The sequence below is a fragment of the Fimbriimonadaceae bacterium genome (assembly GCA_019638795.1).
Taxonomy (GTDB): domain Bacteria; phylum Armatimonadota; class Fimbriimonadia; order Fimbriimonadales; family Fimbriimonadaceae; genus JAHBTB01.
On sequence record JAHBTB010000005.1, the window covers coordinates 176,879 to 192,578 of the forward strand.

Genomic DNA, 15,700 nt, shown 5'->3' on the forward strand with positions numbered 1-15,700 from the left:
CACGATACCTGCCCCGTCACGCGACGGGGCCGGTGCGCTTAAGCTCGACAGAGACGACATGCATGTCGGTCGAACCGACGTTTTCTAGGGTGTGCGGGCCCAGTGCCAGCGTCCAAACGGCGCTCACCGGCGAGGGTTGCTCCATGCCGCGGGTGTCGAGGAGCACCTTGCCCTCCTCGTCCCGACGGACCACGTCGCTGGTCGACAGGAAGGTCGTGGCCGCCGGCCACTGGTGGGTGTGCAGGGCGGTGCGCTCACCCGGCTTGATCACCGTCTCCAGCACTCGGACGTGCTCGTTCTCGAAGACCAGGCGGTGATGCTCGGGCGAAGCGACGACCGCGTCCAGTTCGGGCCGGTTAGAGTCAGGCACCGCCGGATTATGGTCATCCGGCGAGGTGGAAAGTCCGAGGGACGGCGTCGAGGGCCTGGCGGACATCGTCGAGGATGTCGTCCACATCCTCCAGCCCGACCGACATCCTCACCAATCCGTCGCCGATCCCGTGCCGCGCCCGTTCTTCCGGGGTGTAGGTGCTGTGGGTCATCGAGGCGGGGTGCTGGGCAAGGCTTTCGCAGTCACCAAGGCTGACGGCACGGACCACCAACTCAAGCCGGTCGAGAAACGCCTGGGCGGACTCCAAGCCTCCGACGACGTCGAAGGCCACCATCCCGCCGGGGCCCCGGGCCTGCCGCCGGTTGGTCTCATGCCCCGCGTCGCCCTTCAGGCCCGGATAGTAGACCTTGGCGACGGCAGGGTGGGCGGCGAGGAACTCGGCGACTGCCATGGCGTTGGCGCAATGGCGGTCCATCCGGAGGGCCAACGTCTTGACCCCGCGTAACACCAGGTGGGCGTCGAACGCCGACATGCACGCTCCGGTGTAATCCTTGACCCCCTTCATCCTGACGGAATGCATGCTTTCGGCACTCCCGACCACGGCACCGGCGAGAAGGTCGCCATGGCCACCCAGGTACTTGGTGGCCGAGTGGACGACAAAGTCGGCGCCAAGTTCGACCGGCCGCTGGAGGTACGGGGTCATGTAAGTGTTGTCGACCGCCACCCAGAGCCCGGCGGCATGGGCCTCGGCAGCGACCGCCTCGATGTCGACCACCCGCATATTGGGGTTGGCCGGGGTCTCGAAGTAGACACCCTTGGCCTGAGGCGTGGCGTGCCGTGCCACCTCACCCGGCTTCGTCAAGTCGATGTGCCGGATCTCGACACCGAACTCAGCCAAGCCGTGGTGGAAGTACGAAAAGGTGCAGCCGTACAGAGTCTGGTCGGCAAGGAGGACGTCGCCGGGCCGGAGCATGGTCCACAGGAGCGAGGCGACCGCGCCCATGCCGCTGCCCGTCACGACCGCGGCCTCGGCGCCCTCAAGGCTCGCAAGCCGTCTCTCCAGCAAATCCAGAGTCGGGTTGCCCAGACGGCTGTAGACATGGCCGGGCGCTTCACCGGCGAACCGTGCCCCGCCGTCCTGGGCGGTGGGAAAGGTGTAGGTGGAGCTGACGTGGACCGGCGGGGTCAATCCCCCTGCCCCCGCATAGGGATCGTGGCCATGGTGGATCGCCCGGGTCGCAAAGCCGGCGTGTTGTCGCTCCATGCCTTCATTTTCGGTGCATAGCGCCGGATCCCGTTCTCAATCTTCGCGCCAAGAGACCGAGAATTGGCACAATACATTCTTGATTCACGGATTCTGAGCAAACAATAGTCACACTATCAACCATGGACGCGACAGATGTCGAGATTCTCCGCATCCTCCAGCAGGACGGTCGGATCAGCGTGGCCGACTTGGCGGGTCGGGTCGGCCTGACCGTCGCCCCCACCTACCGGCGGCTAAGGCGATTGGAAAACACCGAGGTGGTCGACGGCTACACCGCCCTTCTCGACCCGGTCAAACTCGGCTTCACGATCCGGGCGATCGTCAGTGTGCGGTTTGCCAGCCACGACCTGGCGACGACCGACCGGTTCACCGCCTTTGTCCAACGCGAGTCCCGGATCCAGCAGTGCGACAACGTGACGGGCGAGGTCGACTACTATTTGGTCGTCCTCGCCCATGACCTGGCCGACTACGAAGCGTTCACCCACCGCCTGCGGGCGGTGCAAGGGGTGACGAGCATCCACACCCACATTAGCCTGCGCAGCCTCAAGAGCGGCATCGCCGTCCCCTTGGAGTAGCCCGGGGCTACATCTTGAACATCAGGCGGGAAAGGATGCCCAGGCCGATTCCGACGATCAAAGAGACGACACCGAGCACGACCGCCAATTGTCCGTTCGGGTGACCGGCCTGTTTGGCCTTGTTCCCGTAATAGATCCCAAGGCTGCTGAGAATGATCGGGCAGCAGATGACGCCGACGATGCTGAAGACCAACGACTTGGTGTAGTCACCTTTGCCACCGTCACCGACCATCACGTTGTCCTGCCGGGGATACGGGGTGGTGGGCGCCTGGTAACTCGGCTGTTGGATCGGGCTCGGGGTGTAGCCAAGGTTAAGGCCCTGCACCTGTGACGCGGCGAAGGATTGACCCGCTTCGTCCTCCAACATCGAATTGGCGTTGATCCGCCCTTCGGACAGCCACTGGTTCAGGGTGGAGACGTCGGCTGGGCCGTAACGGTTTCCGTCCGGCATAGTGACGTAGTAGCGCGGGGCAAAGGGTGCCGCCTGCGGCTGGGGGGCAGACGCCGGTGCGGCTGGCTCAGGCTCGGAAACCGCCGCGCTGGCGGCCGGAAAATTCAGGCCTGGCACCGCCGACGCCTTGATCTGGCTGCCGCCTTCCACCGACTCTAGGAGCGTGTCACCGTTGATGCGGCCTTCGGCGATCCATTCGTTCAACTTGTCGACCGTCGCCGGCCCGAACTTTTGGCCGTCGGGCCAAATCACAAAATACTGCATGGTCGCAATCCTCTCGGTCGTCGCAACGATACCCACTCGACTAGTGGCTTACGCCCACGAAGACTAAGAAAACACCAATGAGCACGATGAGGTTGGCGATCCCGGCGACAATCAAGGCCGCCGTGGCGCTTCTTGCCCCCTTTGACCGGGCCATCAGGGCGTAGTACATCGCGAACGGTGCCAAGACGGGGCAGCAAAACAGGCTGCTTGCGCTCAGGAGGAACGACGTGGTCGCGGTACGGTCGGCGCTGGGGTCGACGGTTGGAAAGGGGAACTGGCCGGGCCCGGAGTTGTACAGCCCGGGCTGACCCTGGTTGAAGCCGCCGTATTGCTGCCCTTGGTAGGGATCGTGGCTATAAGGGTTGGCCGAATAAGGGTCGACCATCGGTTGGGGCTGTGCTTGCGGCGTGAACACGAGTCCAGGCAAGTCACGTGCCAGGACCATTTGGCCGGTCGTCGCGACCTGCAGAGTCGTCGTCGCCGTCACACGACCCTCCTGGACCCATTGGTTAAGGAGGGGGAGGGTGGCCGGACCGTACCGCTCACCACCTGGCAACACGACGTAGTACTGCACCTACTATCAGGTTACTGGAAACCGGCTCGGTTCGCTGCGCCACCGCCAGCCATAATGGGCAGGTACATGGGAGACCGGGCCTGGAAAGTCGCCCCCCAGCGAAGGGCGCCGACCGCCACTCTGGTGCTGGTCGTCGTCACCTGCGCCTTCTTCTTGGTGACATGGGTCCCTCAGACGGGACGCGCCTGGGCTGACTTCGCCGCCTTCACCGGTTTGTCGCCCAAGGTGTGGACGTTGGTCACGTACACCCTGGTTGAGTCGAGGTTCTTCGGCATCCTCTTCGGCATGATGTGGCTCTACTGGGTCGGCTCGGTCGTCGAGTCGCGCCTGGGGCGGACGGGGTTCGTCGTCCTCTACCTCGCCTCGGCCGCGTCCATGGCCTTGTTCGGCGGTGTCGCCGCCACGGTGACAGGCAAGCCGATCGTCGTCGCCGGTGCCTATCCGCCGATCGACGCCCTCACCGTCGTGTGGGGCGCCCTGCACATGGACGAGGAGATCCGCCTCTACGGGGTCTTGCCGATCAAGGGCAAATGGATGGCGGCGGTCTCGGCCGGGTTCATCCTCTTCTACTACGGGCTGGGGAACCCACTGGTCGGGGTCGCGATGTGCCTTCCTTTGCTGTTCCTCTGGTTTTATGCCCGGGGCAGCCTCAAGTGGATGCCGTTCGGCGTCAACCCGTTCACTGCCAGACGGGCCAAGCAGGCCGAGAACCGTCAGTTCCATGCGTTCATGGACGACGTCCGGTCCCGCGAAAAGGAGCGGGAAGAGCGGGAGAGGCTGCGGAAACTCTTTGAGTCGAGCCTGGACGACCCTGACGACAAGCGCTGACCCCGCTCACAGCTTCCGTTGCCACTCGTCCAGCTTCATCAACGCTTGGACCGGCGTGAGCTTGTCAATCTCAAGGCCGCCCAGTTCGGCTAGGATCGGTGACGGTTCGGCCTCAAAGAGGGTGAGCTGGACGTTCTGCACCGACGGACCGACCGGGACGTCGGTGCGCGAGCCTTCAAGCACCGACAAGACCTCGGACGCCCGGTCCAGGACGGCCCGGGGCACACCCGCCATGCGGGCGACATGGACGCCGTAACTACGGTCCGTGCCGCCGGGTAGGACGCGGTGCGTCCACACCACCTTGTCACCGACCTCCTCGACACTGACCCGGAAGTTGGCCACCCCTTGGACCTGGTCGGCCAGAGCGTTGAGCTGGTGGTAGTGGGTGGCGAAAAGGCACTTGCAGCCGACGCCCGCCAGGTGCTCCACCATCGCCCAAGCGATGGCGAGGCCGTCGTAGGTCGATGTCCCCCTCCCGACCTCGTCGAGGATCACGAGGGAACGAGGCCCGGCATTGTTGAGAATGTTCGCGCTCTCGACCATCTCGACCATGAAGGTGCTCTGGCCGAGGGCGATCTCGTCCTTGGCCCCGATACGGGCGAAAACCCGGTCGCACAGTCCCATCCGGCAGTCCTTTGCGGGGACGAAGCTGCCGATCTGGGCAAGGATGACGATCAGGGCGGTCTGGCGCAGGTACGTCGACTTCCCGCTCATGTTGGGCCCGGTGAGGATCATCATCCGGAGCCGCTCGTCCAGCCCCAGGTCGTTGGGAACGAAGGGGACGTTGGACTCGACGACCGGATGGCGGCCCTCCTCGAATACCAAAACGTCCTCGTCGACGATCTCCGGTCGGGCGAAGCGGCGGACGACGGCGGTCTCGGCCAAGGCGGCGAGCACGTCGGCCTCGGCGACGGCGCGGGCGGTCTGCAGCAAGCCGACGGCTTGGTCGGCGACCTTGGCCCGAAGCCGGACGAACAACTCCTCTTCGAGTTCGGTGGCCTTCTCTTCCGCCCCGAGGACGGCGCTCTCGTGCTCCTTCAGTTCGGCGGTGATGTAGCGCTCGGCGCCCGCGGTCGTCTGCTTGCGGATGTAGTGCGCGGGGACGCGGTCGGCAAACTGCTTGCCCACCTCAAGGTAGTAGCCGAAGACCGAGTTGTAACCGACCTTGAGCTTGTCCAACCCGGTCTCTGCCCGTTCCTTGGCCTCAAGCTTGGCGATGTAGCTTTTGCCGTCGCGGCTCAACTCGCGCAGCTTGTCGAGCTCCAGGTCGTGACCCTTCTGGAAGACGCCGCCGTCCCGGGCGTTGAGCGGCAGTTCGTCGGCCAGGGCCTTGTGAAGGGCCCAGGCCAGGTCGTCGTGGGTGTGGAAGCGGCTTCGGAGCGCGTGCAGGTGCCCGAGGGCGACCTTGCGCAGGGCGTCGTCCACATCGGGCAGACCCATGAGGGTGTCACGAAGGGCCCCGAGGTCGCGGGGCGACGCCAGGCCGGTGGCGGCCCGCGAAACGAGCCGCTCGATGTCGGCGACCTTCTTGAGGGCGTCGCGCAAGTCGCCGCGCGTAAGGGTGTGGTCGACAAGGCGCGCGACGGCCTCCTGGCGGCCAAGGATCTGCTTCTTGTCGAGGAGGGGCTGCTCCAGCCAGCGGCGCATGAGCCGCGAGCCCATCGCGGTGACGGTGCAGTCGATGGCGCTGAGCAACGTGTTGCGCCGGCTGCCGTCGGCAAGGTTCTGGGTGGTCTCGAGACTCCGCCGCGTGGCCGGGTCCAGACGGATAAAGTCGTCCACTGAGTAGACCGCCAAGGACGAGACGTGGTTCAGGTGCAGGCCGTTGTGCCGGGCATAGTCGAGCACCATCCCGGCGGCTACGACGGCACTCGACTTGTCGTCGAGCCCGTAACCGCTCAGATTGGCGACGTCGAAGTGCCGCAACAGGGTCTCGGCGGCGCGGCCGGGACGGGGCGGCTGGACAGAGGTCGCGTTGAGCCCGAGACCCTGGCGGGCGCTTTCGGCCAGGCCGTCCTCGTGGTCGGTGTGCAGGAGTTCGGCCGGACGTAAGCGGGCAAGCTCCTGGAGGAGGCGGTCGGCCACCTCGCCCTGGTCGATCTCGGTGACTAGGAACTCTCCGGTCGAGGGGTCAAGGGTCGCCAGGCCCGCCCTCCCGTCCTGCACGCACACGGCGGCAAGAAAGTTGTTGGCCGCCGACGGCAGCATGGCGTCCTCGACCACGGTGCCCGCCGTGATGACGCGCGTCACGCCGCGCTTGACCAGGCCCTTCGCCTGTTTCGGGTTCTCCAACTGGTCGCACAGGGCGACGCGGAACCCTTTGCCGACCAACTTGGCGAGGTACTTCTCCACGGAGTGGTGGGGCACCCCTGCCATCGGGATCCGTCCGTTGCTCCCGTCTTCACGGCCGGTCAAGGTGATCTCGAGCTCGCGGGCCGCCGTCTCGGCGTCCTCACCATAGAACTCGAAGAAATCGCCGACACGGATCGCCATCAGGACGCCCGGATGGGCGGCCTTGGCTTGGTAGTACTGCTGGAGCATGGGCGTCTGAGGACGCACGGAGAAGAGTATGGTGTCCTTGGCCGCCCGCCCGCACCGCCCGGCCCCGGCTGGGGAAGACCGGCGACCAGGCCATGGCCGGGCCGGATAAACTACCGTCCACGGGATGAAGAGGCTGGTTCTCCGGTGGGTGCTGTCGGTGGTCGCCTTGGTGGTGGCCGCCTACTTGACGGGTTATGTCTTGCCGAAGCACCTTGTCGTCGACACTTCCGTCGCCGGAATCCTGAAGATGTTTGTCGGGGTCGCCGTCATCGGCCTCCTGAACACCACGCTCGGCAAGCTCCTCAAATTCATGACCATCCCCCTCAACTGTCTCACCATGGGGCTGTTCAGTCTGGCCGTGAACGCGGCGATGTTCCTTGTCGCCGGCAATCTGAACTTGGGTTTCCGCGTCGAAGGGTTTCTCGGCGCCCTCCTCGGCAGCATCCTCTATTCCGCCATGGGCGGCGTCTTGGGCATCCTCGTCAAAGAGAAGGACGAAGACGGTTAGGGCATGATCAGCCGGAAGCTCCGCAGCGTCATCAAACCGACTGCCCGGCTCGCCCGCCTTGGCACGGTGGCGACGTTCGGTGTCCTGCTCGCCCTGTTCGGGCTGATCGTCACGTTCCGGGCCGTGCTCGGGCCGATGGTCGGCGGGGTCGCCCGGGGCTGGGGCCGGTTCCTGCGCAACCTTTCGACCGACCTTGACATCGAACTGGCGACCCACGTGGTCGGCGGCGTCTGCCTGGTCGCAGGAGGCTTCCTGGCCTACCGAGGCGTGCGGAGCCTGATACGTCAGCTCGGGTCGGGCGGCGACGAAGACAAGAACGGAAGCTTTGGCGTCAACGCCTACCTGCGACGCCAGATGCTGGCCAACGGCCCCAAGATCGTCGCCCTAGGCGGCGGCACCGGTCTCAGCACCCTGCTACGCGGCCTCAAGCAATACTCCAGCAACATCACCGCGGTCGTGACGGTCAGCGACGACGGCGGCAGCAGCGGCCGGCTGGTCCAGGAACTCGGCATCATGCCTCCGGGCGACATCCGCAACTGCCTCGTCGCCTTGGCCGACGCGGAAAAGCGGATGACCGACCTCTTCCAACACCGGTTCACCAAGGGGTCTGGCGCTCTGGCAGGGCACTCGTTGGGCAACCTCCTTCTCGCCGGGTTTATCGAGCAGGCCGGCGGCGACGTCGACAACGCCCTTGTCTTGGCCACCGAGGTCCTCGCCATCCGGGGCCGCGTCGTCCCCTCGACCACGGCCCATGTCACCCTCAAAGCCCTGATGGAGGACGGCGGCGAGATCGAGGGGGAGACGGCCATCGTGGAATCCACCCAACGTATCCGGCGCATCTACCTGGAGCCCGAGAACCCACCCGGGCATGCCGAGGCGGTCCGGGCGATCGCCGAAGCCGACTTGATCGTGATGGGGCCGGGCAGCGTGTACACCTCGATCGTGCCGAACCTTCTTGTCGCCGGTATCCCCGAGGCGATCTGCGCGAGCAAAGCCAAGAAGGCTTACGTCTGCAATGTCATGACCCAGCGGGGGGAGAGCGACCACTTCACTGCCGCCGAGCACGTCGTCGCCATCCAGGCGAACGTTCCCAAACGGGTCTTTGACTATGTGCTCGTGAACACCGGCACGCCGAGCGAGGGCGCTTTGGACAAGTACCGCGGTTCGGGACAGGAGTTCGTCGTCCCCGACGTCGAACGTGTCAAGCAGATGGGTTACCGGCCGGTGCACGGCAACCTGATGTCGGAGACCGACTACGTGCGCCACGACCCCGTCCGGGTCGCCGCCATCCTCATGGGGTTGCTTGACCGATGACCCGGCGGCTTGTCGTCCTGAGCGGTCCGAGCGGCGTGGGCAAGGACACCGTCATCGACGCCTGGGCGCGGCGCGACCCCCAGGTCAAGCGGGTCGTCGCCTACACCACCCGCCCGCCACGACCCGGCGAACACGACGGCGACGACTACCATTTTGTCGACCCGGAGCGCTTTGACCGCCTGGCGACAGAGGGAGCCTTCCTCGAGGCCAAGAACGTGCACGGTAACTGGTACGCCACCCCGCTCGCGGACATGGAGGAGATGCTCGACGCCGGGCTCGTCGCCGTCCTCAAGATCGACGTTCAGGGCGCCCTGGTGGCGATGGAGCGGTTTCCCTGGGCCCTGACCGTCATGCTCGCCCCACCGAGCGCCGAGGAGCTTGAGCGCCGCATCCGTGGCCGGGGCACGGACGCCGAGGAAGTTGTCGCCAAACGGCTCGCCAACGCCCGCGGCGAGTTGGCCCAGGCGGACCGGTACCAACACGTCGTCGTGAACCGCGACGTCGATGAGGCCGTGGAAGAGATCATGGGTCTCGTGGAGGCGCGGTGGCCGAGGTAGTCCTGGGCGTCAGCGGGTCGGTCGCCGCCTACCGGGCCTGCGACCTTGCCCGCGAACTCATGCGTGCCGGGTTCGGAGTGCGCGTTTGCCTGACCGACTCCGCCGAACGGTTTGTCTCCCGGGCGTTGTTCGAGGCCCTGACGGGCCGTCCGTGCCTGCAAGACACCTTTGACGAACCCGAGGCGGGCCGCATGGCCCACATCGACTGGGCCAGGGCCGCGTCGGTCCTCGTCGTCGCCCCGGCCACCGCCAACACCCTGGCCAAGCTGGCCCATGGTGTCGGTGACGACATGCTGACGACCCTCGCCTTGGCGTACCGCGGCCCCGTCGTCGTCGCCCCCGCCATGAACCCGGCGATGTATGCCCACCAAGCGACCCAAACGAGCCTGGCCGTCCTTCGTGGACGCGGGGTCGACGTGGTGGAACCGACCGAGGGCGACGTCGCCTGCGGCGAGAACGGCCAGGGCAAGCTGGCCTCCATCGCGACGATCGTGGCGGCGACCCAGGCGGCCGTCGACCGCTCCCGACGCCTCGATGGCCAATCCGTCCTCATCACGGCGGGCCCGACCGAAGAAGCGATCGACGACGTCCGTACGATCACCAACCGGTCCAGCGGCAAAATGGGCTTTGCGCTGGCCCGCGTGTGCCGGGACATGGGGGCCCGGGTCGTCGTCGTCGCCGGGCCGACGACCGCCACCCCGCCCGCCGACGTCGATGTCGTGCGGGTGCGAACGGCTGAAGAGATGCTCCAGGCCGCCACCCGCCTGGCCCAGGGCGTCGACTTGGTCTTCGCCGCCGCCGCCGTGGCCGATTACCGGCCCGCGGAGCGGGTAGTCGGCAAGATGCGCCGGACGGCGGAGGCCATCGACCTCAAGCTTGTCCCCAACCCCGACATCGTCGCGACTTTGGCCCGTGACTGTCCCCACGCCAAAGTCGTCGCGTTTGCCGCCGAACCGGGCGAAGGGCTCGAAACGGCCCGGGAGAAAATGGCCCGTAAGGGCGTGGCCGCGATCGCCGTGAACGACGTCTCCCGCGCCGATGTCGGGTTTGACAGTGACGACAACGAGATCACCCTTTTGACCGATGACGGTCAGGTTTCAAAATCGGGCAAGCGGAGCAAGCTGGCCTGCGCCCGGTGGCTGGTCGAGCAGGTCACTTGACCAACGTCATGTCGTAGGTCGCCACGCCGTCCATCAAACCCTCGATCTCCGCATGCAGGGCGGTCGCGTGGCCCGTCTTCGCGTCAAAGAGCCAGAACCCCTGGCCTTTGGTCACCTTGTCGCCGGCCAGGGACGCGGCGGCGAACGTCACCTTGACGACACCGTCCGCCACGGAGTCCAGTTTGTAGTCGGCCCGACCGGCGACGCGGTCACCAACCAAGTTGGCCGTCCAGGTCGACCCCGGAGCGACCGCCACCGCCGGCCACACGAAGTGGTTGAACGGAGCGAGACGCCATGCGGCGACCTTTTGCAGGCCCTCGACGCGGACCACCGTGCCGCGGAAGTCCATGGTGAAGACAGTCGGCTCGGGTCGCTGGAGCCGGCCTTCGTCGGCGCCGGCCCGGGCCATGGCCCCCTTGACGGTCGAGCGGACGACCACGCCTTCGGCGTCGACCTTGACGACTTCATGGGTGACGACCGAATCGGCTTGGACAGCGTGGCCGTCCGACTTTCCCTTGATCGACACCGACCACACGGTCGCTTCACCTTTTCGAGGTGTCCATGTAAACTCAAAGGAGTCTGATCGATTGGTCAAGAGGGCCGTCAGGAGTATCGCCGTCGTCATGTCGTCGTGCCTCCGCCCGAGCGGGCTTCACCGTGATCGTCGGTCAAAGGCAGTGTTTCATGAGGGATTGCCTAGTAACTTTGCTGGTGTCGGCCGTCGCCTTCGCTTCCGCGCAACGGGTACCCGACCCCAAGTGCCTGGTCTCGATGGGGCAAGGCTACGTCTTCGGCAACCCCCGACAGGTCGCCGTCGGCCTGGCCAGCGACCTCGGCCCGAGCCCCGACGGCAAGTTTCTGGCGTTTCGCCGGGTCACCCCCCTGGACCCGCTTGACGCCATACGGGGCAAGAGGGCCATGGCCAGGTTCGTGTTCTCGATTTGGAGCATGGCGACGGGCCAAGTCTGGGACGTTTTGGAGTCCACCATGGCGGAGCCGGTCATGGTGCAGTGCGCTTGGTCACGTGCCTCGGGCCAGGCGGTGTTGGTCCAGACCAGGCACCTTCCGGAGAACGACGGCGAGAGCGTCGAGATCGTGTTGGACCGTCTGTCCGTCCCGACCAAGCAGCGCCAAAACGTGGCCCGATACCGCGTGGGGGCCGATGTCCAAGTGTCGCCCTCCCCAGACGGCCGGTTCGTCCTTGTCATAGGATTGGACAATGGCACCCGGGACGATGTGGTCGATATGGCGACCGGGCAACGAGTGGGCATTCCCAGGGCCCCTGACGAGGTGCGGTTCTGGGACAAGGTGGGCCTGACGATGTACCGACGGGGAGACCGCAGCCAGGCGGCCAGGCGCTACGACCCGGTCAGTCGGCAGACCGTACCTGTCCAGGTCGTCGACAGACCGGAGACGCCGGCACTAGACCCCTTTTACCTGGCGGTCAAGCGACCCTCCAAGACCGACGCCGACGGCGACCTCTTGGTCGCATGGGGACAGATACCGGAAGCGGAAGAGGGCGAGGACGGTCTCCCGGTAGGGGCCAAGCCCACTACCGCGGCCGACGAACTGGTCAAGGCAGAACCGGCCTTACGGGGGCCGGTCGTCTTGGACGCCGACCCGGTCTCCCACACGGTCTCGGTGGCGGGCCGGTATGTCGCCTATGCCAAGCGAGGGGGTGTCTATGTCCTGCCCTTCGAACCCGTGGACCTGGAGTGGTTAGTCAAGGCCATGGCGGCGAGGGCCAGGGACCGTGCGATGGTCCAGGCCAAGCAGGTCGGGCTCGCCCTGATAATTTACTCGTCCGACTACGACGACCTCCTTCCGCCGAACTCCCACTGGCAGGACAACGTGCTCCCCTACACCAAGTCCGTGGACATGTTAAAGGGCTTCAGCTACGTCTTGGACGGTCAGAACTTGACTTCGTTCGACAAGCCTTCTGAGACGCAGATCGGGTCAGTGGACACGAGGTATGGGCGCGCCGTCGTTTATGCGGACGGGCACGTCAAGTGGGAGCCGTCGAGTCCGTCGTCCGGGCTTTACCTGTCCCTCCTCGGCGAGGGCCGGCGCCGTCCGACCGGCTAGAGGTTCCGGCTGACAACGGGGGCGATCCGCCTGAGGTCGTCCATCAGTCGGGCGAACTGGGCCGGGTCGAGGGCTTGGGAGCCGTCGGACAGCGCTTCCTTGGGGTCAGGGTGGGCTTCCACCATGACGCCGTCCGCACCCGCCACCAGAGCTGCCTTCGCCATCGGCGCGACATAGCGGGCCACGCCGGTGCCATGGGAGGGGTCGACGACCACCGGCAAGTGGGTGTTCTCCTGGAGGACCGGCACCACCGCCAAGTCGAGCAAGTTCCGGGTGTATGTCCGGTCAAACGCCATGAGTCCGCGCTCGCACAAGATCACGTGGGGGTTGCCCTGGTTGAGCACGTATTCGGCGGCCAACAGAAACTCGTCGACGGTCGCACTCGGCCCGCGCTTCAGGAAGACAGGCCGCATCGACTTGCCTGCCTCCACCAAGAGCGGAAAGTTCTGCATGGACCGGGCCCCGATCTGCAGGATGTCGACATGCTCGGCGACCGTGGCCACCATGTCGGCCGACATGACCTCGCTGATGGTCGGCAAGCCGGTCTCGTCTGAAACCTGCCTGATGATCTTCAGACCTTCCAGTTGGAGGCCCTGGAACGAATAGGGCGACGTGCGGGGTTTGAACGCGCCGCCCCGAAGGATGTGCGCCCCCGCCGACTTGACCATCTCCGCACTCGCCCGGAACTGGTCGTACGACTCGACCGAGCAAGGCCCTCCCATGACGACAAAGGTGTCCCCGCCGATCCGGACGCCTTTCACCTCGACTTCGGTCGCGCCCGTGTGGAACTCCTTGCTCGCCAGCTTGTAGGGGCTGCTCGTTTGGGTGACCTTGCTGACGCCCTCCACCAGGCCCAGCGCGCTCTCCAAACTGATCCGCTGGTCTTGGGTCAAGGCGGCGGGGACGCCGACCGCCAGCCGGTCCTCGCCGGGAAGGACCAGGGGCTCCGCGCCGTGTCGCCGGATCAACGCGCAAACGGTGTCGATCTGGGCCTGGCTGGCCCCTATTTGCATCACGACGATCATGGGTCACCCAGGATACCGGGGCCACCCCCCAGGCCGCGGGAAACGAAGGCCAGTGTCGCCGTTTTGTCGAGCAGGCTGTTCCCCGCCTCGCACCAGCTGGACAAGAGACACGCCGGGCACCCTTCCAGGCAGTCACACGACCGCAGTATGGACTGCGCCGCATCCACCAACTGGTCAAACCGGTCGTACAGCCGCTCAGCAAACCCGATGCCGCCTTGGACCCCGTCGGCAATGAAGATGGCGGGACGGAAGTTGTCGGGGAACACACCGTACCATGAGGTGAGCAGGTCGCGCCGGTCGCAACCGGCGAGGAGCGGTGCGGCAGAGACCAGTATGTGTTGCAAAGAGTGCACGACGGCCAGAGGCGTCGGGTCGTCACCGTCCACCAAAAGGTCGAGGTCGAGGCGCAGGCCGACGGTGTCGAGCGACTTGGCCGGCAGGTGGAGTTCCTCGTCGGTCAATGTCGCGCCGTCGGGTGAGACGCGGCGGAAGCCGGTCACCGACGATGTCACCGTCAGTCCGACAAGGCTGGCGCGTCCGTCTTGGCGCAGGACCGTGTGCGGGTCGACCGACGTGCTGCCGTAGCTTTGGGTCACAAACCCAGGGTCTTCCCGGTGCAGAGTCGCCTCGCCTCGGTCCAGGTCGAGATCGTCCACCACGTACGTTTCAGACCGGTGGAGGTACACCGCACCGGAAAACGCCTCGCTCTGCGCCCGCCAGGGTTCCATCGACCCGATCACTTCGCCATGGTCCAGGAGGAGCACCTGCCGGCCCGGTTCGCCCCGCAGGTTCACTTGGCGCGACGGCGAGACATGGGCGGGGTAGTAGTAGCGCCCAGAGCTCTCGGTCAGTTCGCCGACCTCAACCATTTGGTCAACTGCGGTCTGGGCACAAGGAGCAAAGCCAGGGAGCTCAGCCGGGGCAAGGGCCCGCTCGTAGGCCGCACATCGGAGTTGACCCCCGACGACGGCGGCATTGTCCATCCCCAGCACGCAAGGGTCTTCGACCCCGTCCAACCGCCCCGGCTCTCGGGCGAGGAGTTGCTCCAAGGCGTCCTGTCGGGCCAGGTAGACCGTCACGCCGTCCCGTCCGCTCCGCCCCGCGCGTCCGCTCTGTTGCCAGAAGGACGAGACTGTGCCGGGGTACCCGTTCAGCAGCACGACGTCCAATGTGCCGACGTCTATCCCCATCTCCATCGCGTTCGTCGTGACCAGCCCTCGGAGCTTGCCCTTCTGGAGGGCCCGTTCGATGGACCGTCGCTCGGCCGCCGTGTAACCCCCACGATAGGAGTCCACCGCGTCCGTTTCAAAGTCGCATTGGCCGAGGATCTGCCTGGTTCGCCGCAGGACTTCCTCCACGCCACGGCGCGAGCCGCAGAACGCCATCGTGCGTAGTCCGGCGGTGGTGAGCCTGGCCAGCACTTCGGCCGTGTCCAGGTTGGGCCTCGCCGGGACGTCTCCCTCGGGGGCCCCAACGGTGACAAGGCGGTGGCGACCGGAGGGCCCGCCGTCCTCGTCGACGATTTCCGGGCGTCGTCCGGTCAGGCGCCCAAAGAAGTCGACGGGGTCCGCCACCGTCGCACTGCACCCGACGAGTTGCGGCCGCGCCCCGTGCCAGGCCGCCAAGCGAAGCAGTCGGCGCAAGACGCCGGCGACCTGGGTGCCGAAGAGGCCCCGGTAGGTGTGGACCTCGTCGAGCACGATGTAGCGTAGGGACTTCAGGAACTGGGCCCAAGGCTCGTGGCCCGGCAACATGCCGTTGTGCAGCATGTCGGGGTTGGTGAGGAGGACGTGCGCCTGGCGTCGAGCCAGGGCCCGCGACGCCCTTGCCGTGTCGCCGTCATAAGGGGCCGCCTCGATCGTCCCGTCGGGCACCAGGGCGCGAAACTTGTCCAGTTGGTCATGGGCGAGGGCCTTCGTCGGGAAGAGGTACAGGGCCCGGGCATGGGGTTCGGTCACGCAGGCCTGGAGCACGGGGACGTTGTAGCAGAGCGACTTGCCGCTGCTCGTGCTTGTGGTGACAAGGACGTCGTGCCCGGCCAAGGCGTGGCCGACCGAGACGGCCTGGTGGGTGTACAGCTGGCTGACACCGTCCTGGCGGAACCACTCGACGACGCGCGGGTCGACGCCGGCCGGCCACGGAGCAAAGGCGGCTTCCTTGGGCCGACGCTCCACGACGTTGAGCACCCGGTCACCAAAAACCGACCGGGCGATCGCGACCGGG

General features: G+C 66.2%; 15 protein-coding genes. 7 read left to right on the forward strand and 8 right to left on the reverse strand.

The window, feature by feature from the left end:
- Nucleotides 1-16: 16 nt before the first annotated feature.
- Nucleotides 17-370, reverse strand: a complete 354-nt coding sequence (locus tag KF857_08080) for a hypothetical protein (protein MBX3111952.1) — start codon at nt 368-370, stop codon at nt 17-19.
- A gap of 13 nt (nt 371-383) precedes the next feature.
- Entirely contained in the window at nt 384-1,595 is a 1,212-nt protein-coding gene (megL, locus tag KF857_08085; protein ID MBX3111953.1) for a methionine gamma-lyase, read from the reverse strand.
- A 122-nt stretch (nt 1,596-1,717) separates the two neighbouring features.
- Between megL and KF857_08090 the strand changes: the two genes are divergently transcribed.
- Nucleotides 1,718-2,170 (forward strand): Lrp/AsnC family transcriptional regulator, encoded by a 453-nt coding sequence (locus KF857_08090; GenBank protein ID MBX3111954.1) that lies wholly within the window; start codon nt 1,718-1,720, stop codon nt 2,168-2,170.
- Between the two features lie 7 nt (nt 2,171-2,177).
- On the opposite strand, the gene KF857_08095 is transcribed toward KF857_08090, so the two are convergent.
- A complete protein-coding gene (locus KF857_08095) occupies nt 2,178-2,885 on the reverse strand; it encodes a hypothetical protein (GenBank protein ID MBX3111955.1) in 708 nt (235 codons plus the stop codon).
- 40 nt (nt 2,886-2,925) lie between these two features.
- Nucleotides 2,926-3,459, reverse strand: a complete 534-nt coding sequence (locus KF857_08100) for a hypothetical protein (protein MBX3111956.1) — start codon at nt 3,457-3,459, stop codon at nt 2,926-2,928.
- A 66-nt stretch (nt 3,460-3,525) separates the two neighbouring features.
- On the opposite strand from KF857_08100, the gene KF857_08105 reads away from it, so the two are divergent.
- Nucleotides 3,526-4,287 (forward strand): rhomboid family intramembrane serine protease, encoded by a 762-nt coding sequence (locus tag KF857_08105; GenBank protein MBX3111957.1) that lies wholly within the window; start codon nt 3,526-3,528, stop codon nt 4,285-4,287.
- A gap of 6 nt (nt 4,288-4,293) precedes the next feature.
- Here KF857_08105 and mutS read toward each other — a convergent pair whose 3' ends face one another.
- Nucleotides 4,294-6,846, reverse strand: a complete 2,553-nt coding sequence (gene mutS, locus KF857_08110) for a DNA mismatch repair protein MutS (protein ID MBX3111958.1) — start codon at nt 6,844-6,846, stop codon at nt 4,294-4,296.
- A gap of 106 nt (nt 6,847-6,952) precedes the next feature.
- Here mutS and KF857_08115 point away from each other — a divergent pair, with 106 nt between their 5' ends.
- From KF857_08115 to coaBC, 4 genes are read left to right on the forward strand one after another with little or no spacing between them, the layout of a single operon-like run.
- The gene (locus KF857_08115; GenBank protein ID MBX3111959.1) at nt 6,953-7,336 is read left to right on the forward strand and encodes a phage holin family protein; all 384 of its coding nucleotides are present in this window, start codon (nt 6,953-6,955) and stop codon (nt 7,334-7,336) included.
- A 3-nt stretch (nt 7,337-7,339) separates the two neighbouring features.
- Nucleotides 7,340-8,650, forward strand: a complete 1,311-nt coding sequence (locus KF857_08120) for a YvcK family protein (protein MBX3111960.1) — start codon at nt 7,340-7,342, stop codon at nt 8,648-8,650.
- Complete coding sequence (gene gmk, locus KF857_08125) at nt 8,647-9,207, forward strand: guanylate kinase (GenBank protein MBX3111961.1); 561 nt, start codon at nt 8,647-8,649, stop codon at nt 9,205-9,207. The genes KF857_08120 and gmk overlap by 4 nt, the downstream gene beginning before the upstream one ends.
- The gene (gene coaBC / locus KF857_08130; GenBank protein MBX3111962.1) at nt 9,195-10,367 is read left to right on the forward strand and encodes a bifunctional phosphopantothenoylcysteine decarboxylase/phosphopantothenate--cysteine ligase CoaBC; all 1,173 of its coding nucleotides are present in this window, start codon (nt 9,195-9,197) and stop codon (nt 10,365-10,367) included. The genes gmk and coaBC overlap by 13 nt, the downstream gene beginning before the upstream one ends.
- Here the strand turns inward: coaBC and KF857_08135 are convergent.
- Nucleotides 10,360-10,992, reverse strand: a complete 633-nt coding sequence (locus KF857_08135) for a hypothetical protein (GenBank protein ID MBX3111963.1) — start codon at nt 10,990-10,992, stop codon at nt 10,360-10,362. The genes coaBC and KF857_08135 overlap by 8 nt on opposite strands.
- An 86-nt stretch (nt 10,993-11,078) precedes the next feature.
- Between KF857_08135 and KF857_08140 the strand changes: the two genes are divergently transcribed.
- Entirely contained in the window at nt 11,079-12,452 is a 1,374-nt protein-coding gene (locus KF857_08140) for a hypothetical protein (protein ID MBX3111964.1), read from the forward strand.
- Here KF857_08140 and aroF read toward each other — a convergent pair.
- Nucleotides 12,449-13,477 carry a 3-deoxy-7-phosphoheptulonate synthase gene (gene aroF / locus KF857_08145; protein MBX3111965.1) on the reverse strand — a complete coding sequence of 343 codons (1,029 nt, stop codon included), beginning with the start codon at nt 13,475-13,477 and terminating at the stop codon, nt 12,449-12,451. The two genes, KF857_08140 and aroF, sit on opposite strands and share 4 nt — an antisense overlap.
- Nucleotides 13,474-15,663 (reverse strand): DEAD/DEAH box helicase, encoded by a 2,190-nt coding sequence (locus tag KF857_08150; GenBank protein ID MBX3111966.1) that lies wholly within the window; start codon nt 15,661-15,663, stop codon nt 13,474-13,476. Before KF857_08150 ends, aroF begins: the two co-directional genes overlap by 4 nt.
- Between the last annotated feature and the right edge of the window lie 37 nt (nt 15,664-15,700).